The sequence below is a fragment of the Kribbella sp. NPDC050241 genome, from assembly GCF_044459685.1.
Lineage (GTDB): Bacteria > Actinomycetota > Actinomycetes > Propionibacteriales > Kribbellaceae > Kribbella.
In genome coordinates this window covers 423,468-449,668 of record NZ_JBITJE010000006.1, presented here as the reverse complement: position 1 = coordinate 449,668, position 26,201 = coordinate 423,468, and the positions used below count along the sequence as shown (strand labels likewise).

At 68.1% G+C, this 26,201-nt stretch carries 27 protein-coding genes; 9 read left to right on the top strand and 18 right to left on the bottom strand.

What is annotated here, in order from left to right; translation table 11 throughout:
• The first annotated feature begins 177 nt into the window (after positions 1–177).
• Positions 178–1,110 carry an AraC family transcriptional regulator gene (locus ACIBG5_RS28950; RefSeq protein ID WP_396394617.1) on the top strand — a complete coding sequence of 311 codons (933 nt, stop codon included), beginning with the start codon at positions 178–180 and terminating at the stop codon, positions 1,108–1,110.
• Position 1,111: 1 nt separating this feature from the next.
• Here ACIBG5_RS28950 and ACIBG5_RS28945 read toward each other — a convergent pair whose 3' ends face one another.
• From ACIBG5_RS28945 to ACIBG5_RS28925, 5 genes are all read right to left on the bottom strand, one after another.
• Positions 1,112–1,801 carry a dienelactone hydrolase family protein gene (locus ACIBG5_RS28945; protein WP_396394616.1) on the bottom strand — a complete coding sequence of 230 codons (690 nt, stop codon included), beginning with the start codon at positions 1,799–1,801 and terminating at the stop codon, positions 1,112–1,114.
• A 37-nt stretch (positions 1,802–1,838) separates the two neighbouring features.
• Entirely contained in the window at positions 1,839–2,672 is an 834-nt protein-coding gene (locus ACIBG5_RS28940; protein ID WP_396394615.1) for a phosphotransferase enzyme family protein, read from the bottom strand.
• Positions 2,673–2,750: 78 nt separating this feature from the next.
• Positions 2,751–3,977: an MFS transporter gene (locus ACIBG5_RS28935; RefSeq protein WP_396394614.1), complete on the bottom strand. Its 1,227-nt coding sequence runs from the start codon at positions 3,975–3,977 to the stop codon at positions 2,751–2,753.
• A gap of 129 nt (positions 3,978–4,106) precedes the next feature.
• Entirely contained in the window at positions 4,107–4,940 is an 834-nt protein-coding gene (locus ACIBG5_RS28930) for an SRPBCC domain-containing protein (RefSeq protein ID WP_396394613.1), read from the bottom strand.
• Entirely contained in the window at positions 4,933–5,499 is a 567-nt protein-coding gene (locus tag ACIBG5_RS28925; protein WP_238164455.1) for a transcriptional regulator, read from the bottom strand. Before ACIBG5_RS28925 ends, ACIBG5_RS28930 begins: the two co-directional genes overlap by 8 nt.
• Before the next feature lie 192 nt (positions 5,500–5,691).
• On the opposite strand from ACIBG5_RS28925, the gene ACIBG5_RS28920 reads away from it, so the two are divergent.
• The 3 genes from ACIBG5_RS28920 (at position 5,692) to ACIBG5_RS28910 (ending at position 7,779) form a co-directional block, all read left to right on the top strand.
• Positions 5,692–6,768 (top strand): ABC transporter ATP-binding protein, encoded by a 1,077-nt coding sequence (locus ACIBG5_RS28920; protein WP_396394611.1) that lies wholly within the window; start codon positions 5,692–5,694, stop codon positions 6,766–6,768.
• A 106-nt stretch (positions 6,769–6,874) separates the two neighbouring features.
• Positions 6,875–7,270: a RidA family protein gene (locus ACIBG5_RS28915; RefSeq protein WP_396394610.1), complete on the top strand. Its 396-nt coding sequence runs from the start codon at positions 6,875–6,877 to the stop codon at positions 7,268–7,270.
• Positions 7,267–7,779, top strand: a complete 513-nt coding sequence (locus tag ACIBG5_RS28910) for a GrpB family protein (RefSeq protein ID WP_396394609.1) — start codon at positions 7,267–7,269, stop codon at positions 7,777–7,779. The genes ACIBG5_RS28915 and ACIBG5_RS28910 overlap by 4 nt, the downstream gene beginning before the upstream one ends.
• Here the strand turns inward: ACIBG5_RS28910 and ACIBG5_RS28905 are convergent.
• Positions 7,767–9,053, bottom strand: coding sequence for an FAD-binding oxidoreductase (locus ACIBG5_RS28905; protein WP_396394608.1), 1,287 nt, complete (start codon positions 9,051–9,053; stop codon positions 7,767–7,769). The two genes, ACIBG5_RS28910 and ACIBG5_RS28905, sit on opposite strands and share 13 nt — an antisense overlap.
• Positions 9,054–9,110: 57 nt before the next feature.
• On the opposite strand from ACIBG5_RS28905, the gene ACIBG5_RS28900 reads away from it, so the two are divergent.
• A complete protein-coding gene (locus ACIBG5_RS28900; protein WP_396394607.1) occupies positions 9,111–10,124 on the top strand; it encodes a helix-turn-helix transcriptional regulator in 1,014 nt (337 codons plus the stop codon).
• On the opposite strand, the gene clpX is transcribed toward ACIBG5_RS28900, so the two are convergent.
• A complete protein-coding gene (gene clpX / locus ACIBG5_RS28895) occupies positions 10,072–11,292 on the bottom strand; it encodes an ATP-dependent Clp protease ATP-binding subunit ClpX (RefSeq protein WP_396394606.1) in 1,221 nt (406 codons plus the stop codon). The genes ACIBG5_RS28900 and clpX overlap by 53 nt on opposite strands.
• A 69-nt stretch (positions 11,293–11,361) precedes the next feature.
• Between clpX and ACIBG5_RS28890 the strand changes: the two genes are divergently transcribed.
• Positions 11,362–12,372 carry a TetR/AcrR family transcriptional regulator gene (locus ACIBG5_RS28890; protein WP_396394605.1) on the top strand — a complete coding sequence of 337 codons (1,011 nt, stop codon included), beginning with the start codon at positions 11,362–11,364 and terminating at the stop codon, positions 12,370–12,372.
• Between the two features lie 2 nt (positions 12,373–12,374).
• Here the strand turns inward: ACIBG5_RS28890 and ACIBG5_RS28885 are convergent, their stop codons facing one another.
• Positions 12,375–12,776: a hypothetical protein gene (locus tag ACIBG5_RS28885; protein ID WP_396394604.1), complete on the bottom strand. Its 402-nt coding sequence runs from the start codon at positions 12,774–12,776 to the stop codon at positions 12,375–12,377.
• Positions 12,773–13,279, bottom strand: coding sequence for a hypothetical protein (locus ACIBG5_RS28880; RefSeq protein ID WP_396394603.1), 507 nt, complete (start codon positions 13,277–13,279; stop codon positions 12,773–12,775). Before ACIBG5_RS28880 ends, ACIBG5_RS28885 begins: the two co-directional genes overlap by 4 nt.
• An 87-nt stretch (positions 13,280–13,366) precedes the next feature.
• Here ACIBG5_RS28880 and ACIBG5_RS28875 point away from each other — a divergent pair, with 87 nt between their 5' ends.
• Positions 13,367–13,999, top strand: a complete 633-nt coding sequence (locus tag ACIBG5_RS28875; protein ID WP_396394602.1) for a MerR family transcriptional regulator — start codon at positions 13,367–13,369, stop codon at positions 13,997–13,999.
• On the opposite strand, the gene ACIBG5_RS28870 is transcribed toward ACIBG5_RS28875, so the two are convergent.
• Together ACIBG5_RS28870 and ACIBG5_RS28865 are read right to left on the bottom strand one after the other, a co-directional pair.
• Positions 13,973–14,119 (bottom strand): hypothetical protein, encoded by a 147-nt coding sequence (locus ACIBG5_RS28870; protein WP_396394601.1) that lies wholly within the window; start codon positions 14,117–14,119, stop codon positions 13,973–13,975. The two genes, ACIBG5_RS28875 and ACIBG5_RS28870, sit on opposite strands and share 27 nt — an antisense overlap.
• A gap of 150 nt (positions 14,120–14,269) precedes the next feature.
• Positions 14,270–15,013, bottom strand: a complete 744-nt coding sequence (locus ACIBG5_RS28865; protein WP_396394600.1) for an SDR family NAD(P)-dependent oxidoreductase — start codon at positions 15,011–15,013, stop codon at positions 14,270–14,272.
• A 183-nt stretch (positions 15,014–15,196) separates the two neighbouring features.
• Between ACIBG5_RS28865 and ACIBG5_RS28860 the strand changes: the two genes are divergently transcribed.
• Positions 15,197–16,687 (top strand): MBL fold metallo-hydrolase, encoded by a 1,491-nt coding sequence (locus tag ACIBG5_RS28860; protein WP_396394599.1) that lies wholly within the window; start codon positions 15,197–15,199, stop codon positions 16,685–16,687.
• Positions 16,688–16,757: 70 nt separating this feature from the next.
• Here the strand turns inward: ACIBG5_RS28860 and dnaB are convergent, their stop codons facing one another.
• Complete coding sequence (gene dnaB, locus ACIBG5_RS28855; RefSeq protein ID WP_396394598.1) at positions 16,758–18,611, bottom strand: replicative DNA helicase; 1,854 nt, start codon at positions 18,609–18,611, stop codon at positions 16,758–16,760.
• 416 nt (positions 18,612–19,027) lie between these two features.
• On the opposite strand from dnaB, the gene ACIBG5_RS28850 reads away from it, so the two are divergent.
• Positions 19,028–20,368, top strand: coding sequence for an MATE family efflux transporter (locus tag ACIBG5_RS28850; protein WP_396394597.1), 1,341 nt, complete (start codon positions 19,028–19,030; stop codon positions 20,366–20,368).
• Here ACIBG5_RS28850 and ACIBG5_RS28845 read toward each other — a convergent pair.
• The 6 genes from ACIBG5_RS28845 to ACIBG5_RS28820 are packed head-to-tail and all read right to left on the bottom strand — an operon-like array spanning position 20,358 to position 26,190.
• A complete protein-coding gene (locus ACIBG5_RS28845) occupies positions 20,358–20,720 on the bottom strand; it encodes a YrdB family protein (protein WP_396394596.1) in 363 nt (120 codons plus the stop codon). The genes ACIBG5_RS28850 and ACIBG5_RS28845 overlap by 11 nt on opposite strands.
• Before the next feature lies 1 nt (position 20,721).
• A complete protein-coding gene (locus tag ACIBG5_RS28840; RefSeq protein ID WP_396394595.1) occupies positions 20,722–21,096 on the bottom strand; it encodes a DUF4913 domain-containing protein in 375 nt (124 codons plus the stop codon).
• Positions 21,086–22,882, bottom strand: coding sequence for a type IV secretory system conjugative DNA transfer family protein (locus ACIBG5_RS28835; RefSeq protein WP_396394594.1), 1,797 nt, complete (start codon positions 22,880–22,882; stop codon positions 21,086–21,088). Before ACIBG5_RS28835 ends, ACIBG5_RS28840 begins: the two co-directional genes overlap by 11 nt.
• Positions 22,883–24,406 (bottom strand): ATP/GTP-binding protein, encoded by a 1,524-nt coding sequence (locus tag ACIBG5_RS28830; RefSeq protein WP_396394592.1) that lies wholly within the window; start codon positions 24,404–24,406, stop codon positions 22,883–22,885. It lies immediately after the preceding gene.
• Positions 24,403–25,908, bottom strand: coding sequence for an SCO6880 family protein (locus tag ACIBG5_RS28825; protein WP_396394591.1), 1,506 nt, complete (start codon positions 25,906–25,908; stop codon positions 24,403–24,405). The genes ACIBG5_RS28830 and ACIBG5_RS28825 overlap by 4 nt, the downstream gene beginning before the upstream one ends.
• Before the next feature lie 3 nt (positions 25,909–25,911).
• Complete coding sequence (locus tag ACIBG5_RS28820) at positions 25,912–26,190, bottom strand: conjugal transfer protein TrbC (protein WP_360451629.1); 279 nt, start codon at positions 26,188–26,190, stop codon at positions 25,912–25,914.
• Positions 26,191–26,201: the final 11 nt, after the last annotated feature.

Below are 26,201 nucleotides of genomic sequence, written 5' to 3'. Positions count from 1 at the left end.
GGAACGACCGATCACACCCGTTCGCCTGGACCAAGACCGCCGACCAGATCCTCAAGAAAGCCAACCGTCAGAAGACCTCAGACGCGCGGCACTAGTTCAGCCGGATTTGATGAGACGAACCATGGTTGTTCGGCGCAATTTGATGTCCGAGACGCTCACGTGGCGTACCCTGCGGGTATGGACGTGCTCGATGACCTGCTGGCCGGGACCCGCGCCCGGGACGGCGTGTTCAATCTGACGATCCTGGATCCGCCGTGGGCGATAGAGATCCGCGACGAGGCCCCGCTGGCGCTGGCCACCCTGGTTCGGGGGTCGGGCTGGGTCACTCGCCATGGGATCGAGCCGGTGCGGATGGACCAGGGAGATGTCGCGATCTTCACCGGATCATCGCCGTACGTCGTGGGCGACAGCGTCGAGACCGCGCCACAGTTGCGGATCCATCCCGGTGGCCTCTGCGAACCGTTGCCTGGAGCACCGGTCGACTACTCCGCCCGGCTCGGGGTGCGGACGTACGGCAGTCGCGCGTCCGGCGCCGTCATGGTTGCCAGCGGCACCTACCAGTTGGCGGGTGATGTCAGCCGGCGACTCGTGACGGCGCTGCCGCCGGTGCTCGTCGTACCGGCGGCGGAGATCCTGGGTCCGGTGACGGACATGGTGATCGGCGAGATCCAGCGGGACGCGCCTGGGCAGCAGAGTGTGCTGGATCGGTGGCTCGACCTTGCGCTGATCACCACCTTGCGAGCGTGGTTCGCGCGGCCGGAGTCCCAGGCGCCGGGGTGGTATCAGGCGCAGACCGATCCGGTGGCCGGTACGGCGTTGCGGTTGCTGCACGAGGATCCGGCGTACCCGTGGAATGTCACGGAGCTCGCGGATCGGGTCGGGGTGTCGCGGGCGTCGCTCGCGCGCCGGTTCACCGCGCTCGTGGGTGAGGCGCCGATGAGCTACCTGACCGGGTGGAGGATCACGCTGGCGGCCGATCAGCTGCGCGCGACCAAGGACACCGTCGAGACGATCGCGCGACGGGTCGGGTATGCGAACGCGTTCGCTCTGAGCGTCGCCTTCAAACGCGTTCGCGGTACGACGCCAACCGCTCACCGCCGCGCGGCCTGAGTCAGCTGGTCGTTGTTCGCATGAACGCGAGTGCCTGCGGCCACGCCAGCCGGTAGGCGGCGGCGTTGACCTCCTTGTCGTGACGCCCCTTGTCGGAGAAGCCGTGGTCCGCACCGGGGAAGTACTGCGCGAACGTCGCGCCCGTCGGCCTCGCCTGCAAGACAGTCTGCAGTGCTTCGAAGTCGGCATTCGGTACCGCGGTGTCCGCGCTCGGGTAACTCACCAGCACCGGCGCCGCGATCCCAGTAGCCTCGGCGATCGCGTCGTACGTGTGATGCGGCGGTCGCTGCGACGGCACGGTCGGGTGGAAGGCGACGACGTTCGCCAGCCGGTGATCGCGCGCCGCCAGCAGGAGGGCGAACCGCCCGCCCAGGCAGTAGCCGATCACCCCGACCTTGCTGCACCCGAGCTCGCCGAACATGTAGTCGACCAGCGCGGCCTGCTCGGCGAGCGCCACCTCGTCGTCGAGCTCACGCGCCAACCCGCCGAGCTCCTCCCGCGTCACGTTGTCGGTGCTCCGTCCCTTGAACGGATCCCAGGCCAGCCCGGTGATGCCCTCCGCCGCGAGCTCGTCGGCCCACGCCCGGACCTGCTCACCGATCCCGGTGATCATCGGCAGCATCAACATCCCGGCCCGCCCCACCCGCGCGAGGTAAGCGTCCTGGCCCTCGACCGTCACAGTCACACCCATGCGCGCATCCTAAGGTGCACCGGTCCGGCCATACTGTTCAGACAGCGCAGTACGGGCGAAAGCGCTGCAGATCGCTGTCCAGCCTGGCGATTCGGTCGAACCCCCACGTGTCGACGCCCGGGCGGTCGACGTCGTTGAGGACCCGGGCGGCCATGTCCCGGAGGCCTCGGGCCAGCAGCGCGTACTCGAGGTGATCGATGTCGAGGTCGTACGCGCCGTACTCGTCGAGGAAGGATTCGAGCTCCGGTAGGTCCCCCGCGATCCACAGGTCGTGCTCCCGGGGACCGATGACGGCCTGTTCCCAGTCGAGGATGGCCTCGACCTGACCGTCGTCGTCCATGATCAGGTTGTGCACACCGAAGTCGAGGTGGCAGATGATCTCGGGCACCGTCTTGGCACGCGCCCGCGCGATCGCGGCGTCCAGCCGGCGTACCGCCGCATCCACCTCGTCCCGCCGATCCACGATCCACGGGTGATCGAGCCGCCGGGCCAGCATCCGGACGTGTCGCTCGTCCATGCTGGCGGGCGGCAGATCAACTCGGACCTCAAGCTCGTGGAGCTGCCTCAGCGCCTGCGCGGTCGTGTGCCAATCGTCCACAGTCCCGACTCGACCGTGGACGTAGGGAAAGACGGCGTACGGTCGGCCCGCGCAGACCGCGTAGAGCTCGCCCGACACCGCCGGAATCGCCTCCGGCACCGGAAGCCCAAGGGCCCGCAGCTCATGCAGCATCCTCAAGCCGATCGGTACGCCCGGCTTCTTCCACATCTTGACGAACCAGGAGTCGTCCGCCACCCAGCAGTCACTCTCGAACCCACCCGCGTGCGCCCGCAGCCCGGACACCACGACCCCGTAGTCCCTCTCCAGATCCACCACCCGCACCATGCCCCACAGCTTGCAGCCCCCACCCCCATCTGTCAGCCGACTTTCGACCAAGGGGCTCCGGCTGGGCTACCTGGTGGCTGCGAGCATGCGGAGTACGGCGGCGTTGACCAGGATCAGGATGATCGCGGAGAAGACCAGCAGGGCGACCTGGGCCGGCAGGAGGGCGATGCCCAGGCCGATGGCGAGGACGGGGATCGCTAGGCCGACGTACGCGATGAGGAAGAGGGCGGCGAGGACTTCGCCGCGGGAGGTGGGGCCCGCGAGAGAGGCTGCGGTGGCTACGGCGCCGCGGAAGACGAGGCCGGCACCGGCACCGGCGATCACGCCGCCTGCGACGAACACCACCAGGTTGGGGATCAGGCCGCCGATCGCGACACCGATCAGGCCGAATGACATCAGGACGAGACCGATCCGGAGCTGGTTGCCGCGCTCGAACCGAACGAACACGGCCTGGCTTACCGCGCCGGCGGTGAAGACCACGAACGTCACCACTCCTGCCAGCAACGGCGCCCGGTGGTGCAACACCCCGCCAAGGAAGGTCGGGGCCAGCGAGGTGAACAACCCGAAGATCGCGAACGCCGCGAACGCCCCGATCGCCGACGCGAAGAACAAAGGCTTCGCGTCGGACGGCACAGCCACCCGTTGCGGCCGATAAGCCGGCCGCTTCTCCAGCCGCTGGACGGTCTCCGGCACCAACGCGATCCCCACCGCACTGAGCAGCAACAGCAGGAGGAACAGCTCGTACGGGCGTTCGAGCGGTGACGCCACGTACTGCGCCAACAGTCCACCCACCAACGGACCGAACGCGAGCCCACCGAGGTTCACCATGCTCGAGATGAGCGCCGACCGGCTCGGGTCCTCAGCGGGACGCGCGATCTGCCGCAGCTCGGACAGATGCGCGGTCGCGGTCGCGGTGAGCACACCGACACCCATCCCGCAGACGAAGCGAGCGATCAGCAGACCGGGCACGTCCTGCCAGATCAGGAAGATCACCGCCGACACCACCTCGGCCAGTACCGCGAGCAACGCGATGCGGCGCCGGCCGAGCCAGTCGCTGACATGCCCGGCCAGATACAGCGCAGCCATCACCCCGACCGCGTAGCTGGCGAAGATCACCGTGATCACGTACGTCGGGAACCCGTCGCGGCGCTGGTAGATGGCATAGAGCGGAGTGGGCACGGTGGAGAACGCCAGGGTGATGAGGAACGCCGCGGCGATCACCCAGAACCCCGGCGCATACGCGAACCGGACGCGGGCGCCGCTGGACGCCCCCGAGCTGGTCATAGTGGACATGCTCCCAGCCTCACGCCGGCCGTCCACCGATTCAAACGACGATCGAGCAGGGCGGTCATCGCCCTGCTCGATCTGATCGCCGGCTCGATCCGGCCGGGTAGCACCTGTCTGTTCCCAGGCGACCTACTTCTAGGCGACCCAGATGGACTGCCAGTCCTTCTGCTCGTTGAAGCGGCGCAGCGCGGCGACCCCGCTGAGCCAGCCGAGCCAGGCAGCGTACGGCGGGTTGCCCTCGTCGAACCCGCTCATCACGAAGGTGAGCCGGGTCTTGCCGTCGGACTCGGCCAGCTCCCAGGTGCTGATGCCGGCGTCGCCCCAGTCGACGGACATGCTCTGACCGTCGACGACTCCGACGACAGTGGCGCCGGGTCCCGCGTCGAAGCCGCCCATCGCGAACCGGCCGCCGGCGTGCGGCTCGATCCCGACCGGGTAGCCGAACCACGCCGACGCCTTCTCGGAGGTGGTCAGCGACTCGTACACCTGCGCGACCGGCGCGTCGATCAGCGCCTCTCCGGTGAACTCGGCCGAGGTGAAGTCCGGCCGGGTGGTGAGCGCGCGCCCTTCCAGGTGATCGACCAGGTTGGCCAGCGCGAGGGACCAGAAGGTCTGCAGTACGCCGCGGATCGACGCCCGGCTGATCGCGTCGGCGAAGTCGAAGTGACTCTGGGTAAGTTGGACCAGCGTGGCGTCGTCGGAATCGGCCGTCAGCGCGATCTCGGTGGTGGTCTCCTCACCGTCGAGTGTCCACGCCAGCTTCAGCGTCTGGCCGTCGTACCCCAGCACACGCTGGTGCGGGGCGTCGCCCTCGGGGATGTAGCGGCCCCAGAACTCGAAGGTCGCGGGCAGGTCGACGTTCGAGTGCTCGCCGAGCCAGAGGTTGAGGGCCTTCGGGTCGGTCAGCGCCTGCCGTACGTCGTCGATGCCGGCCCGGGCGCGAACCTGGAGGATGAGCGGTTCAGTCATGGTCTTGGTCTCCCTTGGGGTAGCACGCCACGGCCAGCTTGAAGGCATCGCCTTCGGAGCCGCCGTAGCGTTCGAACAGGTCCTGCAGCGTGCTGCGCAGGTCCTGGAAGAACTCGCGCCGCTGGTCCGGTGGGACCCGGATCTCACCAGAAACCCCGATGGACGGCAGCTCCGGAGCTGTCCGGTCCAGCGCGGCGATGTCGGTCTGGACCTCTTCCATCAGGTCCAGCAGATAGCCGAGGCTCAGTTCGTCCTGGGTTCGGCGGAGGCCGCCGATCCGGCCGACGAGCCGCGGGGACAGCCAGTACGAACGCGCGGTCGCCTGGTAGATGCCCTCGTGGACGCCGCGCACCTTGCGCTCGTCCACCTGCGTCACCAGCCCCGCCTCGACGAGGCGCTTGACGTGGTAGTAGACGCGCTGCGGAGTCTGCCCGAGCTGTTCGGCCACCTCGCCGCAGGTGTGCGGCTCGGCCAGCCGCCGCAACACCTCGATCCGCTGCGGCTTGAACAGCGCCTCGGCCTGTTCGAGCTGCTCCAGGTGCATCACGTCTCTGATCACACAAAAAAGTTTGTACGTAAAAAACCTGCTTGTCAATGCTGTTGCGGATCCATCGGCCGGGAATGTAAACGAGTACTTGCTCGTTCTACTGAGTGCCTCGGTGATGCGTCACCAAGGGAAGCCACCCCAGACCTGGGGCCTTTGCTACGGATCGTCCGGCACGTTCCTGCCGGCGAAGGAAGGAAGCGCGACATGGCAACTGTCTCGTTCAAGGGAGCCACCCGGGTCTACCCGGGCACCGACATCGCCGCCGTGGACAAGCTCGACCTCGACATCGAGGACGGGGAGTTCATGGTGCTGGTCGGACCATCCGGATCGGGGAAGTCGACCGCACTGCGGATGCTGGCCGGGCTCGAAGAGGTCAACGAGGGATCTATCTACATCGGCGATCGCGACGTCACCAACAGCCCGCCGAAAGAGCGCGACATCGCAATGGTGTTCCAGAACTACGCGCTGTACCCACATATGTCGGTCGCCGACAACATGGGCTTCGCCCTGAAGATGCAGGGCCTGCACAAGGACGAGCGGGCCAAGCGCGTCGCCGAGGCGGCCAAACTGCTCGGCCTCGAGGAGTACCTCGACCGCAAGCCGAAGGCGCTGTCCGGTGGTCAGCGTCAGCGCGTGGCCATGGGCCGCGCGATCGTCCGTGACCCGCAGGTCTTCCTGATGGACGAGCCGCTGTCGAACCTCGACGCCAAGCTCCGGGTCCAGACCCGCACGCAGATCGCCGAGCTCCAGCACCGCCTCGGCGTCACCACGGTGTACGTCACCCACGACCAGGTCGAGGCCATGACCATGGGCGACCGGGTCGCCGTACTGAAGGACGGGGTTCTGCAGCAGGTCGACACCCCGCTGAACCTGTACGACAAGCCGCGGAACAAGTTCGTGGCCGGCTTCATGGGATCGCCAGCGATGAACCTGATCGAGGCCAAGATCGCCGACGGCGGTGCGCTGATCGGCGACTACCTGGTGCCGATCGACCGCGCAGCGCTGGCCAAGGCCGGCGACGACAAGACGCTGACCATCGGCGTCCGGCCGGAGGCGCTCCACTTCGCCGACGAGGGGCTGCCGGTGACGGTCGCGGTGGTCGAGGAGCTCGGCTCCGACGCGTTCCTGTACGGCACCGCGGAGCACACCGGGAACCAGCAGATCATCGCCCGGATCAGCACCCGGCAGAACGCCGAGAAGGGCAGCCTGATTCACCTGGCTCCGGACCCGGAGAAGCTGCACCTCTTCTCGTCCTCCACCGAGGAGCGGCTGAACGCCTGATCACTGTGCTGCCGCCGGGTCTCTGCTTCAGGGCCCGGCGGCAGTGCCTTGTCTACCCCGCGTAAATTCTGTTGACCGGGTGGTGCGGGTCGCGTTTGCTCGGGGAGTGACGATCGAGCGGACCAACCCCGACGGACTGCACGCGACCCCCGGCTATCACCATGTGACCAAGGTCCAGGCGGACACCCTGATCTACCTGGCGGGCCAGTGCCCGCTGCAACCGTCCGGCGAGCTCGCCGAGGGCGGCCTCGAGGGTCAGACCGAGCAGGTGATCCGCAACATCCTGATCGCGCTCGAGTCCGCAGGTGCCACCCCGAACGACGTCGTACGTACCGTCATCTATGTCGCGAGCTCCGACCGCGACGAGCTGGGGGCGGTGTGGAGCCAGCTCAACGCGTCGCCGCTCGCGCCGGCGTTCAGCACGGCCAGCACTCTGCTCGGTGTCGCACAGCTCGGCTTCACGAGTCAGCTCGTCGAGATCGACGTCACCGCGGCATTGTGATCCCTCCGGCGTCGGTGGTCGAGTACGACGCGCGGTGGCCGGTGTGGTTCGCGGAGATCCGGGACGGGTTGTCGCCTTACCTGAAGGGCATCCCGCACACCGTCGAGCACGTCGGCAGCACCGCCGTACCGGGGCTGGCCGCGAAGCCGATCATCGACGTCGACGTGGTGGTCCCGGCTGTCGACCTTGTACCGCCGACCGTCGCGGCGATAGTTGCTGCCGGCTACCAGCATGAGGGCGACCTCGGCATCACCGGACGGGAGGCGTTCGCACTCCCGCCTGACGCCGCGCACTACCACCACCTGTATGTCGTTGTCGAAGGCAACAAGCCGCACCAGGACCATGTGCTGTTGCGCGACCACTTGCGGGCAGACGCCGCAGATCGGGAGCGGTACGCCGCCCTGAAGCGGGAGTTGGCCCATCTCCTCACCACCGACCGCGCGGCCTACGTCGAAGCAAAGGCCGGACTGGTCGAGGAGATCCTCCGGCGCGCTGCTCAGAGCTCGTGATTCGGTGCGAGCCGGCGGTCGGCGTCGTACCAGTTCCTGAGGTCGGTGAGCCGGCGGTGGTCGGCCGGGTCGAATGCCGCACGGATCTCGTCGCCGGTCAGCGGGCCGGTGGAGAAGTTCAGCAGGCGGCCGACCGTGACGCCGCGCCATGGCTCGAGGATGCTGTGGTGCAAGGCGGTTACGTCGTCCTCGCCTGGTGAGAGAACAGTCAGCGAGTACGACGCCGCGCGGTGGCCGACCGCGTTCGGTACGTCGGGCTGACGGCTGAGCGCACCACCGAGGTGACGGATGCCGATCACGCACATCGCCGACGCGTCCGGTCCGGCGAGCTTCGGCAGCGTCGCGAGCGCATCCCGGTCGAGATCGCTGAGCAGGGCGTTGCGTGAGCGGTAGCTGTCCGGGCGTTCCGGTTCGGCGAAGACCTTGCCCGACTCGGTGTACGGGAGCTCGCCGACGGTGTCGAGCACCGGCTCACCGATCGCGCGCAGCGGTTTGATCAAATCTTCTCCGCCCTCGCTGAGGACCGCGAGCTGCACCTGGGCGACGTACCTCCCGCGCAGCGGCTCCGGGACCTGCGGGATGTCCGGGAGCGGCACCAGCGCGATGGCCGAGGTCACCTCGTCGGGAACCGACCGGGTCCAATCGGCCCAGACCTCGAGCACAGGCGGGTTCTGCAGGAAGTCGAAGTACAGGCTGCCGCCGTACAACGTGGCGACGTCGAACAGGTCGACCTCGATCCCGGTCACCACGCCGAAGTTGCCGCCGCCACCGCGCAGCGCCCAGAACAGCTCCGCGTCATCCTCGGCGTTCCGCCGTACGCCGTCCGAGGTGACGATCTCGATCCGGCGGACGTGGTCGGCGGCGTACCCATACCGCCGGGCCATCAGCCCGAGGCCGCCGCCGAGCGTGTAAGAGATCGCGCCGACTCCCGGGAAGCTGCCGGACAGCGGGGCGAGACCGTACGGCGCGGTAGCGTCGATCACGTCCTGCCAGGTCGCGCCGGCCTCGATCCACGCCGTCTTCCGGTCGGGATCGACCCGGACGCCGTTGAAGGCTCCGGTCGCGATCAACACACCGCCGTCGAGACCCTTCGCGAGCCCATGCCCGGATGCCTGCACCGCCAGGCGCAGGTCGTGCTCGGCCGCGTACCGGACTGCTTCCTCGACCTCGGCCACGCTCGTGACCGGGAAGATGACGTCCGGCCGATGCGGGTCCCGCCGCTGGAACCCGAGCCGCGCCTCGTCGTATCCGTTCGATTCCTTCGTCACCATCATGAAACCGACGCTATGACCCCTTGCGGACACATCTTGTCCGCAAGGCATCCTTTCCGGGTGAGTACCCGGAAAGAACTGCCCGGCCGCATGCTCCGGTTGCTGTCGCTGCTGCAGAGCCGCCGCGAGTGGTCCGGCCGCGAACTGGCCGGACGCCTCGGCGTCACCGAGCGGACGGTACGACGCGACGTCGACCGGCTGCGGTCCCTCGACTACCCGGTGACCGGCACGACTGGGACGGCCGGCGGCTACCGCCTCGGTCCCGGTACGACGCTGCCGCCACTACTGCTCGACGACGATGAGGCGGTGGCGGTCGCACTTGGCCTGGTCGGCGCGGCGGGGGGTGGCGTGAGCGGGATCGCGGAGAGTTCGATGCGGGCTCTCGCCAAGCTCGAGCAGGTGCTGCCGGCGCGACTGCGACCGCAGCTGGCCGCGGTAGGTTCTGCGGCTGAGGCGGTCCCCCGGCCGGGTGTCACACAGGTTGATCCGGGTGTGCTCGCCGTACTGGCCCGCTGTTGCCGCAATCACGAGATCGTTGCCTTCGACTACCAAAGCCGCCAGGGTACGACGACCCGCCGGCGGGTCGAGCCGCATCAGCTGCTCACGTTGACCTGGCGCTGGTACCTGGTCGCGTTCGACCTGTCACGCGACGACTGGCGGATCTTCCGGGTCGACCGGATCTCCGAGGTGACGCCCGTACTGCACAGGTTCACGCCGCGGGTGCTGCCAGCCCCGGACGCCGCGACCTACCTGGTCGAGTCGTTCGCTGCCGCGCAGTACCGGCACGCGGTTCGGCTGACCGTTCAGCTCCCAGCTGAGCGCGTTGTCGACACCTTCGAGGGTGTCGTTCGCGGCACGGTCGAGCCGTCCGGACCTGACGCGTGCGTAGTCCGCTTCAGCGCGGACACCGCATCGCTGGTGCTCTCCTTGGTCGTCCCGATCGTTGCCCTGGGCGCCGAGTTCATCGTTGACGAGGCGACGCCGGAGGTCGCGGCGATGATCGCCGGCGTCGGCGAACGGCTTACGCGGTCCTTCGGCGCCGCGGCGGAGTCCGCGGCACCAACGTCGGATTGACGTTGGTCTCGACCGCGTCGCGATCCACGACCACCCGCTCGATGTCGTCGCGTCCGGGTACGTCGTACATCACCGGGAGCAGGACCTCTTCGAGGATCGCGCGCAGTGCGCGGGCACCGGTCCGGCGGAGCAGGGCGAGATCCGCGATCGCCTCGACCGCGTCCGGGGTGAACTCGAGGTCGACGCCGTCGAGCCGGAACAGCTTGCGGTACTGCTTGATCAGCGCATTGCGCGGCTCGGTGAGGATCCGGACCAGCGCGTCGCGGTCGAGCGCGGGCACGCTGGTGACGATCGGGAGCCGGCCGACGAACTCGGGGATCAGGCCGAACTTGACCAGGTCCGCCGGCATGACCTTCCCGCTCTCGGGCTGCTCGGCCGCAGCGCCGAAGCCCAGCCGGGATGGCCGCGTGCGCCGGGCGACCAACTCATCGAGTCCGTCGAAGGCGCCACTGACGATGAAGAGCACCCGTGTCGTGTCGATCTGGATGAACTCCTGCTGCGGGTGCTTGCGGCCACCCTGCGGCGGGACCGAGGCCGTCGTACCTTCCAGGATCTTCAGCAGCGCCTGCTGCACACCCTCGCCGGAGACATCGCGGGTGATCGACGGGTTCTCGCTCTTCCTCGCGATCTTGTCGATCTCGTCGATGTAGACGATGCCGGTCTCGGCCTTCTTGACGTCGAAGTCGGCCGCCTGGATCAGCTTGAGCAGGATGTTCTCGACGTCCTCACCGACATACCCGGCCTCGGTCAGCGCGGTCGCGTCGGCGATCGCGAACGGAACGTCGAGCATCCGGGCCAGCGTCTGGGCCAGATGGGTCTTGCCGGAACCGGTCGGGCCGATCAGCAGGATGTTCGACTTGCCGAGCTCGACGTCGCCGGCCTTGGTCCGGTGCCGCTTGTAGTGGTTGTAGACGGCAACGGCCAGTGCCTTCTTCGCGTCGTCCTGACCGATCACGTAGCCGTCGAGGAACTCGCGGATCTCACGCGGCTTCGGCACCCGGGCCGGCAGGTCGTCGCTGATATCGCTGAGCTCCCCCTCGGCGATCAGCTCGTTGCAGAGCTCGACGCAGCCGTCGCAGATGCACAGCGGGGTGGGGCCGGCGATCAGCTTGCCGACTTGGTGCTGGGTCTTGCCGCAGAACGTGCACTTCAGCACCTCGGCTGCCATCCCCCACCGCCTTCTCAGATGTTGTCGTCATCCAGATGGTAGCAACATCTGAGTGCTAGAGTGGTAGCCGTGAGCCGCTTGAGCAGGGCGGAACTGCAACGCCGCAACCGGGCGAAGGTGCTGGCCGCGGCGCGGGCGGAGTTCGCCGAGCACGGCTACCGGGATGCGACCATCGACCGCATCGCCGACCGCGCCGACCTCACTCGTGGCGCGGTGTACTCCAACTTCGCCGGCAAGCGCGCGCTCTACCTGACGGCGCTTGCCGATCAGAACCGGACGGGTCGAGGTGCGCGTCGACCGGTGAGCACACCTACCGAGGGGCTCGCCGCCTTCGCGTCTTCATGGTTCGACCGGGAACACCCGGGCGCACAACCCGACCTGGCAGACTTCGGGACGCCGTACGCCTCGTTGCTCGGCTTCAACGCGGTCCTCCTCGGCCTAGCCCTCGACGCCCTGAGCCCCGGCGAGCTCGGTCGGAGGATCCAGGTCTCGCGGCTCGCGCTCACGCTGCTGACCGGTGCAACCCAGCTGACCTCGGCCCCCGGGTTCGTCCAGCCGCTCGCGGTCGCTCGTGCCTGTGCTGGGTTGGCCGACCTCGACGTCGACGATCCCTGGACACGTCCACCAACCATGCCCCCGGTGCGGCCGGCGCACGAGACCTGGTCGCCGCCATCCGTGACCGACGAGGTGCTTCGCCGTACGGCGGAGTTCGGCACCGGCGTCGTCGTCATCCTCGGACTCAACCGACTGGCCGCCGCGGAGGACGTCGCACGGTCCACCGACGGAGCGGTCACGATCGCCCTGGTGTCCGGCGATCCGTCCGAGCTCGGGCCGCTCGCCCGGTACACCACCGACAGCCTTCTTGGTTGCCTGCGGCAAATAATTCCACTGCCGCGGGTGCAGGTGGTGCACGACGAGGGCGGCGTACTGGCGTCCACCCTCGGCTGCGAGGTGATCGGCGACGACCTCGAGTATGCCGTCGCGATCACCGGCGACCGGCTCGTCGCCCGCGCCGAGGGATTCGGGGCGGGTGCGGCGATCGCCTCGGTACAGCCGGCCCGAACCGTCGCGGCCGGCTGAGGTCAGGCGACGATCAGGCCGATGCCGAGGGTCAGGACGCCGAGCGCGAGCGACGCGGCGCCGAGCCACAGGACCCAGAGGAACTGGTTCGGCTGGGTCCGGTCCTTGCCGGCGGACGAGGCGAAGAAGCCGCCGGACATGAGGATCGCCGCTACCGGGATCGCCAGGCGGGCGACCCAGAGCATGACGCCGGACAGGCTGGTCTGATCGACGTACAGCAGCGCGACCAGGCTGAGGATCACGAGCACGCCGGCGTGTGCGTGGCCGGCTCGCGCGAACGACTTCTGGAAGTCCGTCATCGGCACCTGACCGCGGACGATCTTCGTCATGAAGTAGCCGCCGAACTGGATCGTGACGATGGTGAGCAGGATCGCCCCGGCGATGATCCGCGACGCCTCCGTCATGAGTGCACCAACTCCTCTCGCTGTGCCGCGGTGGTAGCGGGCTTGGTGGTCTTGGCGACCCAGAGCGCGACCGCCAGGTAAAGGATCTGCTCGGGGATCCGCTGCCACAGCGGGGTCGCCTCGCCGCCGGCGAACGGTACGTCGGCCACCGCCGCGTGGATGTTCGCCGGGAGCAACGCCACGAACAACGCGGCCAGGGCGTACCCGGCGGCCCAGCGCGTCGCGGTGAGCACGAGACCGGCCGCACCGAGCAGTTCCAGTACGCCGGTGACATACACCAGCGCATCGGCGAACGGCAGGAACGGCGGGACCATGCGCACCATGTCCGCGTGGTTCGGCATCACCGTCACGTCGGCCGGGACGAAGTGCGCGCTCGCGGTGAGCAGCAGCATGACTGCCATCGCGTGCGCCGCGCTGACGGGCCAGGTCGCGAACCGCCGCACCCCGAGCGCGCCGAGCGCCCGGAAGACGAACGTCGCCAGGACAAGAACGAGGGGGATCATCTGCCTCAACTCCTTACATGGATAGTGAAGGTATCCGCTTATGGATACTGATACTATCCATCACAGTCGAGAGGAAGGCAAGCGACAATGCGCATCGGGGAACTGAGCCGGGCCACCGAGGTCCCGGTGCCGACGATCAAGTACTACCTGCGCGAGGGCCTGCTTCCGCAGGGCGAGCTCAGCAGCCCGAACCAGGCGTCGTACGGCGACCGCCACGTCCGCCGGCTGCGATTGATCCGGGCACTGGTCGAGCTGGCCCAGGTCCCGGTGGCGCAGGTGAAGGAGATCCTCGAGTCGCTGGACGCTGACGACGTACCTCTGCACGAACAGATCGGCCGGGCCCATCGCGCGCTCACGCCGACCCGCAAGCAGACCGCTTCAGAGGAGGCCCGCGTGGCCGCCACCACTCAGGTGACCGAACTGATCACCCGCCGCGGCTGGTCCGTCGAACCCGAGGCGCCCGCGCTCGCCACTCTGATCGAAACCGTCGCGGCGCTGCGCACCCTCGGCCAGGACGACCTGGTCGGCTTCCTCGACGCCTACGCCGACGCCGTCGAACGCTTCACGGAATTGGAGATCGACGCCGTCACCACCAACCCCACCCGGGACCAACTCGCCGAGTCCGTCGTCATCGGCACGATCCTCGGCGAGACCCTCATCTCGTCCCTGCGCCTCCTCGCCCAGGAATCCATCTCAGCCCACCGCTGGAAGAACCGCTGACGCCGCTTCGCCCTCAGCCTGAGCCTCCTCCGGCGTCCGGTTCAGCTGCTGGCCGGGCTCGTCGTGGTCTGCGCGGCCGAGCTCGTCCTCGGCGTACTGCTGTGGACCGGCCAACGCCACGTTGGTGACTATCGTCGGTCCTGCTCCCGGCCGACCTCTTCTACCGGATCGGCTTCGCGCTCCCATTCGGTCCGCTCCTCGGCCTCGTGCGCACGGGTCTGGTGCTCACCGCGCACACGAGACCGAAGGTCGCGCGTCCGTGACGTGCGATCACCAGGCGACAGAGCCGAGCCGGTCGACGAAGGTGGCCGTCGGACCATCTGCGTCGAGGGTCGCGAGCCGGATGATGGAGTCGGTGCCCTCGGTGACCGTCAACGCGCCGGTGTGATGGTTCATGTCGGTGGCGGCGAACTTGTGGTTCGCGACCTCTCCAGGAGTGGCGACGTTGAACTTGATCTGCGGAAGCGCCTGCGCGTACCGAACCGTGATCATGTTCAGCGCCGCCTTCGACGAACTGTAGGCGAGCTCGTGCATCTTCGAGATCGGCTGCGCCGGATCGGTCACCACCGCGAACGACCCCCCGGCGCTGGACACCATCACCACGCGCGGATTCTCCGCCGCCTGCAGCAGCGGCAGGAACGCCTGCGTCACCCGGATCGGCCCGTACACGTTCGTGTCGAACACAGGATGAACGTCCGCCACCACCGCATCCGCCGGCGGCACACCCTTCCCCGGCGCACCCGCATTGTTGATCAACACATCCAGCCGATCAGTGTGCTTCCGAACCAGCCGTACGGCGTCCGCCACCGACTCGTCCGACGTCACGTCCAACGGCACCAGGACCACGTTCACCCCATCGTCCGCCAGCGTCGCCGCAGCGACCCGCCCGCGCTCTTCATCCCGCGACCCGAGGAAGACGGCCCACCCCATCTTCCCGAGTCGCCGCGCAGCCTCAAGCCCAAGCCCTTTGTTCCCTCCGGTGACCAGCACCGCGGTCTGTTCAGATCCAGTCATGCCCACGAGACGCCGTACGCCGCCACCCTGTGACACCGTGTGAACAACCTCACAGCGCACTCAGCCGTCGAACCGTTCAGCCGCGACCGTCATGATGTACGTCGACTACAACGCCTCCGCCATCCAGCCGCATTCACGTCGCGAGCATTCACCGCCAGAATGCTTGCGTCACACTCGATCGACATGCTGGCAGGGCTCATGAGACTCATCTGTCAACAACCCTCACCAACAACATCCAGGCATCCCGGTGAGAGCTGGCTGTGGCAGGGACCGGGCAACTTCCGCGTCGTGGTGGATGTCGGAAGCGCTGACGACTTCGCACGCGGAGCTGCGTCGTTCGCGCCGAACGTCCTCATCCTCACTCACGACGACGCTGATCACGTCGGTGCGATCGACAGCTTCTTCGAGGCCTACCGGCATCCACCATCAAGCGCCGCAACCGTCGTACCCGAGGTCTGGGCCCCGCTGGATTGGTTCCGCGTACTGCAAGCACTCGCCGGGTTGAGTGCTTCTCCGCCGGGGAGTTCTCCAGCGGAAGCCCGGCACCAATTGAGCCGACCAGTACTCGATCAGGTCGATGACGACGCGAGCGTCGAGGCAATCCAGGGTCTGCTCGGCCTGGCAAGCCCACTCCGCGATCACAGCATCAGATCGGGCGCCAGCGACCAGGTCGCGAATGCCTATCCCGGCGCCGATGCTGCGGAAAGTCTCGAACTCGACCTCGCTGAACCAGCGAACCTGCCTGCCAAACTCGTGGCCGACATCGAACAGTTTCTGAACATCGGTCCGGACAACCTGTTGTCCGACACACTTCCGGCACACCCGATCAGCGAGCCCACAGCCAGGCGGTCGGACGAGCGCCGCCGAGTGCGCGCGGCGATGCCGCCGCAGAACAGGATCCAGCAGGCCGTCGAAGCGGCGATCTCGACCAATCGTGAGGTCATCTCCAAGCTCCACCACGATGAGCCCAACGATGCGTGGCCCGACTCGGCGGCCGAGGTTGCGGACCGTGTCGCCGCATCGGCCGTCCGTCTCGCGCTCATCGTGCTGCGTGCGTCCTACGTCGGCTGCCGCTTTCGGTGGTTCGATGTCGATCGGGCGACCGCGGAGAAGTTGCCGTGCTGGCCTACTGAGGGCCGCCCGGGGCGGGCCACCATCGTCAATGCCGTTGAGGTCGAACCCGGTCGTTTGCCGGATTCAACGAGGCCAGACGTAGCGTTGTACTTCTCCGTTCGGCTCTCGATCCAGAATCGCCGGGCGTTGGTCACCTACCTCTGGCCAACCGCCCTGTCCGCCGAGCGCATCTGGGTGCGCGACAATCAGACAGACGGTGTTTTGATCTGGAGTGACTCCACAGGCCGGGTCGCAGGCGGTCCTCCGACTGCGGGCGTGGTTCCGTGGCGGACGACGTCGATCATGTCGGCGCCGCACCATGCGTCGAAAGATGCGGGGCACAAGGCGATCTGGCGGTACAGGCCGCCAGGCGTCAAGGTCATCTTGAGCAGCAACCGTCACCGAGACAGCCCCGACTTCCTTGCGCTACCTCTGAGCTTGCGCGACTGCACAATGTGCGGATCCCGCCGATCTGACACACCGGTCGGCGCGGATTCGTACAACTGGCCGGTTACCGAAGACGTCGAGTTGCGCGGTGGGTGCGCAACGGATCACCGTTAGCGCTTGCGCCACGACGTTCGACGCCAAACCGCAGGACTGGATCGTCGGCCGGTACTCCGAGGCGGTCCGTCTACCCGTCGTGAGCCATGTCGACGAAGCGGGAGTAGTGCCCCTGGAACGCAACCACGACATCCGCAGTCGGCCCATTACGGTGCTTGGCGACGATGAAGTCCGCCTCACCGGGCCGCGTGGACTCCCGCTCGTAGGCGTCCTCACGGTGAAGCAGGATGACAACGTCGGCATCTTGCTCCAAACTCCCGGATTCGCGGAGGTCGGAGGCCATGGGGCGTTTGTCGGAGCGTTGTTCGGAGCCTCGGTTGAGCTGGCAGATGGCTACCACGGGGAGCTCCAGTTCCTTGGCGAGGAGCTTGATGGAGCGGGAGAACTCGGAGACTTCGAGTTGGCGGGACTCGACCTTCTTGCCGGACGTCATCAGCTGGAGGTAGTCGATCACGATCAGGCGGAGGTCGTGGCGCTGCTTGAGGCGGCGGGCCTTGGCGCGGATCTCCATCATGGTGAGGTTCGGGGAGTCGTCGATGAACAGCGGCGCCTCGGAGACCTCGCCCATCTTGCGGGCCAGCCGGGCCCAGTCCTCGTCGGTCATCTTGCCGTTGCGCATGTGGTGCAGTGGCACCTTGGCCTCGGCGGACAGCAGACGCATGGTGATCTCGTTGCGGCTCATCTCCAGCGAGAAGATGCACGAGGTCAGGCCGTGCTTGATCGACGCCGACCGGGCCAGGTCGAGCCCCAAGGTGGAGTTGTGGGTCGGGATCATCGTCTTGCCGGCGAGGTACAAGTGATCGGGGTTGTCGACCTCGACGCAGCGCACCGGCACACTGTCGACCTGGTGGATCCATTCCACCCGCCGCTCGCCCTCGCCGGCCAGCGCGGCCGGGAAGCCGTGCCCGGTGATCTGCCGCGGCGCCGACCCGGTGATCGACGGTGTCAGTCCGGGACTCGCTGACATCGCCGTGAACAGGTCGGCGGTCGTGCAGACCACCGGGCGGCCGCCGTCCTCGACCCGCCACTGGTGCTCGGCGTCGGCGACGATCGTGCTGCCGTCCGAGAACGACAGCCGGAAACAGGGCCGGTCGACCATCACCTCGGTCGCCGCCACCACCGCGGTCGGCCGGCCTGCGGCGTCGAGCAACTGGTCGCCGACGGCGATCTCGGCCATCGTGGTCCAGCCGGTCGGCGTCGGCAGCGGGGTGTCGAGCGCGAGCGCCTTCCCCATTGCGGGACGGGCGGCGACGATGATCATCTGACCGGGGTGCAGACCGTTGGTCAGTTCGTCCAGGTCGGTGAACCCGGTCGGTACGCCGACCATCGCATCGCCACGGGAGTCGATCGCCTCGATCTCGTCGAGGGCGCCCTCCATGATGTCCTTCAGCGGCGCGTAGTCCTCGGCGGTCCGCTTCTCGGTGACCGAGTAGATCTCCGCCTGGGCCTCGTCGACGACGTCGTCGACCTCACCCTCACCGGCGTACCCGAGCTGGACGATCTTGGTGCCGGCCTCGACCAGGCGACGCAGGATCGCCTTCTCCCGGACGATGTGCGCGTAGTACCCGGCGTTCGCGGCGAGCGGGACGGAGGCGACCAGCGTGTGCACGTACGGCGCGCCGCCGATCCGGGCCATCTCGCCGCGACGGTTCAGCTCGGCCGCGACCGTGATCGCGTCGGCCGGCTCACCGCGGGCATACAGGTCCGTGACCGCGTCGAAGACGATCTCGTGCGCCGGCCGGTAGAAGTCGGTGCTGCGCAGGGTCTCGATCACATCGGCGATCGCGTCCTTGCTCAGCATCATGGCCCCGAGCACACACTGCTCCGCGGCCAGATCCTGCGGCGGCGTACGGTCGAAGCCCATCTCCGGGTTGCGCTCTTCCTGGCCGCCGCCCTGCCCCCCGCGGAACTCCGCCACGCTCACTTCGCCCGACCTCCTCGTCCGCCCACCGACGCGCCACCCCGACCATCGGAGGCCGGGGTTCGAACACCTGATCGAACCGTAAACACAGCCACCGACAGTTTGCGGACGGCACCAGACACGCGACCGTACGCCGGTCTGGTCACCGGGTGCTAGCCGGTCATCCACAGGGGGTGTGGACGAGCTGTGGGAAACTCCGTGATCGGGTGTGCACAGGTTGGGAACAACCCTGTGGATATCTGTGGAAAGGGATCCAAAAACATCCCTCTGACCTGCGGTTTCACTCATTCACAACTGTGGAGAAGAAAAAGTCCGCGACCTTCTTCCGGACTGTGGGATCCGGGCGTCTGTGCACAGCGCAAGTCAGGCACAATGGGCCGCATGCTCATGACATACCGCGCGCTGGCGACGGCGGCGCGGTGACTGAGCCGAGCCGGGCAGGACTGCGACGACTGATCGGTGCCCAGGACCGCGAGATCCTGCGGCTCGCCGTACCGGCGTTCTTCGCGCTGGTCTCTGAGCCGCTGATGCTGCTCGCCGACTCCGCGATCGTCGGCCACCTCGGTACGCCGCAACTCGCCGCACTGGGCATCGCCGGCACGATCCTCCAGACCCTGGTCGGGATCTGCGTGTTCCTGGCCTACGGCACGACGTCCGCGGTGGCCCGGCGGATCGGCGCGGGTGATCACCGCGGCGCACTGGCCCAGGGCATCGACGGGCTCTGGCTCGCGCTGCTGCTGGGCGTCGTACTGGCGATCGCCGGGCTGCTGCTCTCGCCCGTCGCGATCGCCGCGTTCGACCCATCGCCGGATGTCGCGGATCACGCCGTGATCTATCTGCGCATCTCGTGCTTCGGCATCCCGTCCATGTTGCTACTGATGGCGGCCACCGGCGTACTCCGTGGATTGCAGGACACCAAGACGCCGATGGTCGTCGCCATCTCCGCCAACCTCGTCAACATCGGTCTGAACGTCCTGCTCGTCTACGGCCTCGACCTCGACATCGCCGGCTCGGCACTGGGTACGGCGCTCGCACAGACGGCGGCTGGAGTGGCGCTGGTCGTGGTGGTTGTCCGCGGCGCCCGACGCGACGGCGCCAAGCTGCGACCGGATGGACCAGGCATCCTCGCGTCCGCACAAATGGGCATCCCGCTGATCGTCCGAACCCTGACGTTGCGGGCGGCACTCATCCTGCTCACCTTCGTCGCCACCGCTCTGGGTACGACGTCGGTCGCGGCGCACCAGGTCGCGTTCACTCTCTGGTCGTTCCTCGCGCTCGCACTCGACGCCATCGCCATCGCGGCGCAGGCGTTGACCGGGCGGGCACTCGGTGCGGGTGACGTGGCCGGCACCCGCGCGATCACCCGGCGGATGATGTGGTGGGGCCTGGTGTCCGGATTCGTCGGCGGGCTCGCGCTCTGGGGTCTGCGCGACATCTACGTCTCGTGGTTCACCACGGATCCCGAGGTACGACAGTCGCTCGCCGCCGTACTGGTCGTCGCGGCGTTGTGGCAACCCGTGAACGGCGTCGTGTTCGTGCTTGACGGCGTACTGATCGGCGCCGGAGACGGTCCGTACCTGGCGGTGGCCGGAGTGATCGCGCTCGTGCTGTACGTGCCGCTCGCGTTGAGTGTGCTGTGGTTGGACGGCGGCATCGTCGCGTTGTGGTGGGCGTTCGGCGGGTTCATGCTGCTGCGGCTACTCACTCTGATGACGCGCGAACGCAGCGACGCCTGGCTGGTGACGGGCGCTACTCGCTGACGTTGCGCTGCGGCGTGTCCGGGCTGAGCTTCTGCACGTGGATGATCAGCAGGTTCGCCGCGACCACCACCACGAAGACAACCGCGAGCACCGGGTGACCCAGGCTCCACAGTGCGGCTCCGGCGAGGCCGAACACCAGGACCTTCACCACCGTCCGCACCACCGGCGTGCCACGCTTCGCGGTGGGAGCGGCGTACAGACCCCAGATGACGGCCGCGACGACAGGCAGTCCGACGGCGAGCAGGATCCGCAGCGCGGTGTTGCCGGTCGCTTGCGATCCCCACCAGGCGAAGAGGCCTAAGGCAACCAACTCCACGAGGAACGCGAGCAGCAGGTTCGTCCACTTCCACATGTCAGATCCCCCGGAGGTTCGGTTGTCGCTGGTCGAAGAAGAGTCCGGCGGGCGGCTCCTCGACCGGCAGCGGCGGGATCGGGTACTCCGTATGGGCACCGCGGCAGGCCGCGAACGGACCGTCGGGGTCGAGAAGGACCGACATCTGCGGGTCCGCGTGGTCGCGCCACCAGGCTGACATCCCGATCGCCGGATCCAGCCGTAGGTGCTCCCAGGCGCGCCAGAGCGAGTCCAGCCGGCTGAGCGCCTCGGCGTGCCGGAACCACTCCGGGCACCAGACGAACTGCTGCCCGAGCCGGCGGGTGTAGAGGTAGATCAGCCGGTCCTCGACGAACGCCGCGACGTGCGGGTAGAAGAGTTCCTGTTCACCATCCACCACGTTGCTCCTCGCTCTGCTCCCACACCGGGACGCCGACCGGCACAGCGGACCGGGCCTCCCGCGTACGGGCGCCGGTCGCTCCCGGATCGTACTTCGCCAGCGAGGCCTCCACCGCGTGGGCATCCGGCCGGGCGAACCATGGCACCGTCTTCACCATCGTCGCCGGGATCCCGGACGGGAACACGACCGCGCGCCCGGATGGCAACGCGGCGAGGTCGGACACCTCGAGAATGTGGTGCCGCTGGATCTGCCGGCTGGTGCCGCGCTCGCCCTTGCTGTACGACACCGAGCTCGTGGTGATGTCGTAGTCGCCGATCAGTTTGCTGAGCTTCTCGAGGAACGTCGCGTCCGAGGCGCCACCGCCGTACACGCGGATGTTGGCGGCGGACCACAGCTTGTCCATGCCGCGCTCACCCCAGCACTCCGTTCCTTGCGCCCACGACTGCAGGATCGTCATCAGCACGATGCCGCGGGATCCGAAGTGGCTGTAGAGATCGGGCAGGTTCTTCCACCGGCACACGTTCGCCGCCTCGTCCAGTACGCCGACGAGTGGCGTCGGTAGACGACCCATCGGGCAACTCTTCGCATACTGCTCGGCCGCCTCGACGACGGCCACCGTCAACGCGGTGACCAGCGGTCCCGCCGTACCGGCGCCTTCCTTGGACAAGCTGTAGAGCGTGCCGCCCCGGCGGACGAACTCGTGCGGGTCGAACTGCGGGCGAGGGTCGTTCTGTCCCTGTGGGACGACCCAGCGAGTGACCTTGTGGTTGACCAGGAACTGGGCGCTTTGCTGGGCCGTGCCGTAGACACCGGCGCGCTGCTTGTCGGGCGCGCTGATCACACCGGCCAGCGCGTCGGCGGACAACTGGAGGCCGGGAGTGCTGCGCAGGATCCGCTCGGGCTCGTCGTTGCGCTGGTCCGCGAGCCAGCTGTAGACCTGCGTGATCGGGCGTCGCGCGACCGCCGCAGCGAGCAGCAGGCCGGCCAGCAGATCGGTGCCGGCGGCATCGAAGAATGCGTCGGTCTGGGCGTTCTCCCGGCGCTGCGATGCGACGAAGTGCCCGGCCAGGTCGCGCGCCTTCACCTCGTCGGTGATGTAAGTGAGCGGATTCCACCACCAGCTCGGCGGCTCCTCGCAGACCTGCTGTGGGTCGAACACCCACACCGGTCCCCGCTCCTGCCGCGGACCGCGGGTGGTGTCGACGAGGTCGCGCTTGTTCGAGGTGGCAACCACGGCGCCGGGCGCATCCAGAATCGCGGGCACGGCACGGGATGCCGTCTTTCCGGTCCGTGGTCCCCAGATGTCGATGTGCAGGTCCTCCCAGGATCCGAAGACCTCGAGGTCGTCTCGGACAGTCCGGCCGATCGGGATGCCGGGACCGGCGTGGCCGGCGCCGAGCCGGTCCGCGATTCCCTGCGCACCCGAGCGGGTGAGCTTCGAGATGTCCGAGCGCTTCGCCATCAGGTACGCCTGCCTGTCCACCCGGCCGACCCCGCTCCGACGTCTCCAGCCGAGGACGGCGAACGCGATCATCAGCAACAGGACGAACTCGAGGATCAGTACGCCGGTTGCCGCGGTGGACCACCGCAGTTGACCGTCGATCAGATCGACGAGTGCGGTCATCGGGTCTGGCACCGCGGGGGTTCCGTCGATCGCGGCGGCAGTCTTGAGCGCTCCCCAGATCCCCACGACGCCGATCGTGAAGACGCCGACACCGATGAAGACCAGGATCGTCTCGGCGGACAGCGCCCCCGGTCCAGTACTGCGCCTCCCGTCGGCCATCTACTTGTCGACTCCCGCTCGGGCGACCACGCGGGTGGCCGGGTCAGGCGGCGGCAACTCCAGCACCGGGTCGGTCCTCCAGAGCTTGTTGGTGTCGTTGATCTCGCGCTCGACCGAGGTGAGGCTGACGTGCACCGGGATGCCCGGACGGCCACCGACCTTGACCAGGAAGTTGCCGCGACCGGGCGGCGCGACCTCCACGCCGGTCGCCGGGTCCCAGGCGGGTGGGTCCTGCCAGCCGATGAGCATGTTCTGCTCCTCCTCGGACATCGGCACGACCTCGGTCAGGTTCTCCATCTCGGCGCGCGGCAGACCGCCGCAGACGACCATGCCGGACCGCTCGACGAACCCCTTGGCCTTCATCCGGTCCTCGGCGTTCTCGAGCGCGAGCAGGTCGGACATGGTGTGCGAGATCATCGCCGTCCCGACTCCGCGCTGACGGTTCAGCCGGGTCAGCGCGTCGACGCGGTCGACCAGACCGCGGCCGGCGCGTAGCACCCGCCACAGCTCGTCGAGGATGACGAAGTAGTGCCGCCTCGGCTCCAGACCGGCGTCCGCCAAGGCCTGCGACACCGCGACCGCGCCGAACCCGTAGGACCAGCAGGCCAGCAGTACGGCGGCCTGCAGGTTCGTCTCGGAGTCGTCGATCGAGGACACGTCGAACACGACCGGCCGATCCAGCCGCATCGGGTTGTCGGTCTGCGCGGAGAAGATCTCACCCAGCCGGCCACCGCCGACCAGACCGATCAGCGATGCCTCGAGGCCCTCGGTGATCTGCCGATAGCGATCCAGACTGCCGCGATCGAGAGCGACGTTGCGCACCCGGTCCGGCGCGTCCTGAACGACCTGGAGCAGATCGCGCAGTACCGGCGTACCGCTGGATCTCTCGTCGAGGACCTTGAGCGCCTCGTCAAGGATCGTCTCCTCGCGGTCCGTCGGCGGTGCCGAGCGCATGATCGAGATCAACGCGGAGACCATCGTGTGGCGGCGCCCGTGCGCATCGGCCTGAATCGCCTCGCGTGCCTTCCCGGTCAGCCGCTGCGCCGCCGTCCGCGACTCCCCCGGATCCAGCACATTGAGATGCCCGCGCCCCCGTCCCAGCCGAATGACCTGCCCACCCAACGCCTCGATCAAGTCCCGGTAGTCCGGCTTCAGATCCCCCAGCACCAACGGCTGCACCCCGTACCCCGCCAGCCCCAACGCCATCCGCCGGACCACAGTGGACTTCCCCAGGCCGGGCCTACCGAGCACGAACATCGAAGGGTTGGAGATGAGGTTGGCTCGGGTGAACCAGTTGATGGGATCGCAGCAGAGGGTGGCGCCGGAGAGGATGTTCCGGCCGATGGGTACGCCGACCATGGGACTGCCGGTGCCTGCGGCGAAAGGCCAGAGGCCGCAGACCTGGACTGTGGTGCCGCGCCACTCGGCCGGTGCCTGGAGGTACGTCGAGTAGCCGCGGCCCGCACCGGGCCAGCCGCGCGGCATCGGCCGCTTGCCGGTGCGGACCGGGTCGGCCGGCTTCACAGTGCCTCCCGGATGCCGGCGGGAACGGACAGGTGGCTCTGCAGTACGACGCCGAGCGGTAAGCCGGCCACGAAGGCAGAGTCCTGCGAGCCGTACGCCGGCCGCAGCAGGACGCGGGCGGTGGCGCCCAGATTGTCGATGGCGGCGATCATGTCCGGGACCTGCTCCGCGGTCATCACGGTGCCGGTCACGACCATGCCGAAGTTGACCAGGCCCGCGCCGTGCGCTTCCTCCTGCGCGGTCCGCTCCGCTGCCCTGGCCTCGGTCATGGTCCGGGCCGACGGACGGCTCGACGTGGTGGCGCGGAACGACGCGTTGCGCTTGTCGGCCTCGACCACTCGGGCCGCGGTAGCCGCGTCCAGCGGACGGTAGAGCAACGTGACGCGCTTCCGATCGATGTCCCCGTGCGGCGCGACCAATTGGGACAGCACCGAGGAGAACACCTCACCACGCGGCGCCTGCGTCATCTGCCATGTCACCGACCACGCGGAGTCGTGCCGATACTTGTCCCAGAACCCTTGCGCACCGGCCGGACCGACATCGGTCCACTGCAACTCCGGCATGTCCCCGTTGGTACGCGCCTCATCGATCAGTACGGCGGACGCCGGGTCGTAGGCGATGCGCACGGTCTCGCACAACTCTTGAGCGGTGACCGGACGGGCCGCGCCAGCACCGGTGGCGTTGAGGCTCTGGGTGAGAGCAGGCAGCCGGGACGCGAGCTCACGGCCCATGTCTTCCTCTTTGCGGCGCTTGCCGCTTCGGTCCGTGCCCTTGAACGTCAGAGCGACTCGGGCAGAGATCAGCGCTGAGCCCTCCGGGTACGTCTGCACGACCTCCGTCAGCATGGCCCGTGCGATGGCCGGCGTACCGTCCAGCATGTTGCTGCCGACCTCGCGACGGAGCCGGATGCCGGTGTCGGGCGCGCTCTCCACCGTCACCGACGCAGCCACGATGCCAGGCTCGTGGCCCAGCGCGGCGAGCCACTGACCCCAGTGCGCGACCCACACGTCCACCTGCTCCTGGTCCACGAGCGAGGCACCGTCCGGCTCGGCGTTGATGACGACGGTGAAGTGCCGGGTGCTCGGGTAGTACAGCAGCGCGAACGACCGCCCGTACGAGTCCTCGAACTCGCTCAGCTGGGACGCGGCGGCCAGACCCGGGAGCTGGAAGGTGCCCCACGCGGGGCGGCCGAGTGGGCCGGACCGGTAGATGTTGTGCTTCGCCATCTTCGCTCGTTCCCATCCGATCCGGGTGGAGAGACGTTGCAGGGCGGACAGCCCGTGCTTGTCCTTGGTGGTCAGCATGAGCAGGCAGACGCCGACGATCAGCAGCGTGACGATCGCGCCGATCAGACCGCCGGCCATCGTGGCCATGATCGTCATGACCAGCCCGCCCATCAGCAGAGCGGTGCCGAGCGACCCCAGTCCGGCGATCCCCGCGGAGGCGGGCTGCCGCCAGTTCCCGTACGTCCGCGGGACGCCGCGGACCGTGTCAGCGGCCATGGGTCATTGCAGGGCGCCGACGAGCAGCGTCGAGGATGCGATCACGATGCAGGCGGTGAGCACCCAGCCGAGCCGGGCGGCATGCTCGCCACCTTCACCGCGACGCTGGCCGACGGCCATCATGGCGCCGGCGATCAGGATGCCGAGAACGCAGACGGCGAAGGCGATCCAGCGCACCCAGTCGATCACCAGCTCGAGTTTCTCGCCGCCGGGTGGCCGGGTGCCGCCACCGCTGAGCGGTATCAGGGCATGCGTGTCCGAGATCAGATGGGCCAGCATCATCGCGGAGGGAC